Here is a 3847-nt window from a genome sequence, read left to right as displayed (position 1 = left end):
GTCAGCCAAAATGGCTGCCTTTTTAAAGTCGCCTGAGCGCATTACTAGAATAGCTGAAGACATTGCTATCCACTTTATGGAGAAAGTAGAGCCTCACGGTTTTAAAGCAATGATAGTAACTCCAGATCGTCATGCTTGTGTGCTATATAAAGAGGCACTTGACGAGCATTTCCCTGAAGCGGCCAGTAAAGTGGTTATTTCTACTACCGCCAACGATGATTATGAGTTTAAGAAAAAATGGGGTGTCGACAAGAGCCAACAAGAAAAAATTGTCGATGAGTTTAATGATGCTAGCTCAGAGCTTAAATTTATTATCGTCACTGCAAAACTTTTAACCGGTTTTGATGCGCCTATTTGTCAGACCATGTACCTAGATAAGTCCATGAAAGACCATACCTTGCTACAAGCGATTTGCCGAACCAACCGTCTATACCCAGGCAAGACCTTTGGCTGTATTGTTGATTACTTTGGCGTATTTGATGATGCCGCAAAAGCACTAGAGTTTGATGAGTTAGGTGCTCAGCAAATCATTACTAACCTGTCAGAGCTACGCGAACAGCTACCACAGGCCATGCACAATGCCCTATCCCACTTTGAAGGTGTAGATAGAACCTTAGAAGGTTTTGAAGGCTTAGAAGCGGCACAGAATGCTATAGCCAATAATGAAAAGAAAGATGCTTTTGCGTTGGACTTTAAATTTCTATTTAAGCTTTGGGAATCGTTGTCACCGGACTCAGTATTAGATGAATATAACCAAGACTATAAGTGGCTGGCTCAGGTTTATGAATCGGTTAAGCCCGCTTCAGACAGTACCGGGAAACTGCTTTGGTTGACGCTAGGCGCACAGACTACCAAATTGATTCATGACAACGTGCATGTGGGTAGCGTGCATGTCTTAGATGAATTCGTCATGGACGCAGATATCATCGAGGATATCTTTAATAATCCTAGTCCGAAAAAAGTAAAGCAACTAGAGAAAGCTTTAATTGAGCGTTTTAAGAAAGCAGGCGGTTTGCCTACCTTTAAGTCTCTCAGTGAACGACTAGAAGCTTTACGTGATAAAGCGGAAAAAGGGTTGATAGCTTCAATTGATTTTGTAAAAGAGCTTTGTAAGATCGCTAAAGAAACAGTGCAGGCAGAGAAAGAGCTAGAAATCGATGTTCAAGAGAAATTACCTACAGCGGCTCTGTCTGAATTATTTCTAGAGCTAAAAACGGATCAAACACCGGCCGTGGTCGAACGCATTGTTGGTGATATCGACGCTATTGTGAGAATTGTTCGCTTTCCTGGCTGGCAGACAACCAGCGCTGGCGAGCGTGAAGTACAAAAATCATTACGCAAAGCACTTTTGAAATATAAGCTGCATAAAGACCAAGAACTGTTTGATCGGGCTTATGCTTATATTAAGGAGTATTACTAATTTATTAAGTATACAGCTACAGCATTCATATGGAAATTACAACAATGGCATTTATAGACTCAATAGATGATGAATTCAAGATTAAAATTGAAGAAGAGTCACAGACTGATTTACTAGAAGTGTGGAAGTATTTAGATAATGACACAGTGTTTAAGCTGAAATTTTGGCATGCAAAAAACTCACTTAATGAAGAGTTGGCCAAAGAGATTTGGTTAAACGAAACTCGGCAATTAAATAAGCTAAAATCTGTTACTAATGCAGAAAAATATCTTGAAGTAATCCATGATAGCTTCATCGATAACAGTGGTAATTACTGCCTAATCTACCCCACTGATGAAGAGTCTAAAACACTGGATACCAAGCTAATAGCAATAGAAGCCAAGCCTGCAAGGATAGGTTTGTTTTCTAAGAGCAAAAGTCATTGGTTAAGCAAAGACAAGATAATGTCTACTACCAGTAGAATGCTTTTATGGAAGAATATACTAAGGCTGATAGAAGGCATTGAGATATTGCATGGCCAAGACATCATTCACAGAAACATCAATACTAATAGCGTGATTTATAAAGAAAGTGAAGAAATTGACGACACTGAAAGATTGGTGCTGAGTGGTTTTGAAAAATCATTAGATTTTAACAAGATTAATAAACCTATATTTATGGGTGAGCACAAGGATGTTATTTGCACGACTCACCAAGACTGGAGCGACTTAGGTGTTTTAATATTAGAATTATTGGGAATTGAGTCCGACAGTTTTCAAGAAAAACTACTGCGCAACGAAGCATTGGCGGTAAGACTTCTACTAGAGGGTCATTCAACTGGCCATACTAAATTAGTGGATAAGACTCAGCTAAAGTTATTAGTAGAACAAGCCATTACAGACTTGTCAGAAGTTGATAATTCATTCTCGCCGGTATTCTATATAACAACAGCAGGCTTTGATTCTGAGATATTTGGTGACATTAGAAACGTTATTAAAAATTACTTAATCGACAATGCAGTTCAAAATTATGATGCTCAGAACCTAACAAGTTCTGATGTCATCGACATTATCAAAGAAGATATTACGTTAGACCCCTTTCGTATATTTAATGATAGGTATCGCAATGGATTTATTTTAAAAGGGAAGAATTTTCTATATAGATTTAAAAAGTTCAAGCACGTTAACTTTGATGATTGGTATGTTTCTTACATAACGGCCATATATGATAGTGTCCCTGACTGGCTGAATTATGCAGAAACCATCGAAATTAAGGGGAGTTTGGTTTTTATACCTAATGCATTTAAGCTTATGCAAAAGAACGAGTTTTCGGATGAAAACTCATGGAAGCTAAAGTTAATACAGTTCAAAAAAGAGCAAAAGTATACAGACTCTGAGCTACAATGCCTTCAGGGTTTGTTGTTATCTTTTGCGATTGACGTAGCGCGCTCGGAAACGGAAAAGTACCTAATTAGCCTAGATCGCATTGAAGATGATCAACTAAAAGAGGGAAAAGGGTTAATCCTAGATGATGGGCTCTTTTATTATACGTTAGAGTACAAAAAAGAAAATAATGATATTAACAACAAGCTATCAGACTCACTAAGCCTAAGACAGCCTTTTGATAGATTTAAACAACACTTTAGCGATCCATCTAAACTTACTGACAAATGGGTTATTGAGACTACCACCAAGTCTCGTAGAAGCACAGACAAAAAAGACAAGTTAGATGCGGAATATGTGGGGCAATCACCCAATCTAGACTATATATTCTCCACAAAACAACCGTTAGAGCGGAGCATAAGTAATTTATCAGAAGAATTGGTTAGAATTTACCCTAAGGACCATGATGGAACAATCGCTCAAATTGAAAGGCGGGAGAGAATATTTTATTTTTTACTCAATCAAAGCTCTTTAATATCAAGTATCGCAGACCCGTCCAAAAAATTCTTTGTTACCTCTCGCAAATTTGATCTTGAGGCTTCTCTTATTTCATTAGATGAATCCAAAAAAGAAGTGTTTTCTTCTTTGGTGAAAACCCAACCAAATTACTTCATTGAAGGCCCTCCAGGTGTGGGTAAAACACACCTTATAACCACCTATGTTGATTATCTTTTCCACGAAGAAAACAGCTCAAAGGTGCTTTTGTCTGCTCAGAGTCATGCCACTGTCAATATGCTTTATGATGAAATCACTGAGAAACTCAAAAAGCACGAGTCTTTTGATAGCCTAATTATCATCCCAAACTTTAAGGCTGAAAAAAATGACGATGGTAGTAATGCAGAAACCCTTATTCAAAACGCGACAAACCCTTATATTGATAAATTCAAAAAAAGCGAGATGTTTAGTAAATATTCCAAAGAACCGCTTATTAAGCAGAAGCTCGATAAATTTATTAGTAAATCAGACGCTAAGTTTTTCAATCAAGTTTTACGTGCTGCCAATCTAG

The 3847-nt window shown here is 37.7% G+C and carries 2 protein-coding genes; both read left to right on the top strand.

The genetic code is table 11. From position 1 onward, the window contains the following. Positions 1 to 1420: type I restriction enzyme subunit R domain-containing protein (locus ACT3SX_RS14330; RefSeq protein WP_444761806.1), on the top strand; the 1420-nt coding region annotated here is incomplete at its 5' end. Between the two features lie 29 nt (positions 1421 to 1449). Continuing rightward, the coding region (locus ACT3SX_RS14325) for an AAA domain-containing protein (RefSeq protein ID WP_444761805.1) at positions 1450 to 3847 on the top strand (2398 nt) is incomplete at its 3' end.

This window comes from Psychrobacter sp. AOP31-B2-9 (assembly GCF_052378005.1).
Classification (GTDB): Bacteria; Pseudomonadota; Gammaproteobacteria; order Pseudomonadales; family Moraxellaceae; genus Psychrobacter.
This window is presented reverse-complemented; position numbering and strand designations above follow the sequence as displayed.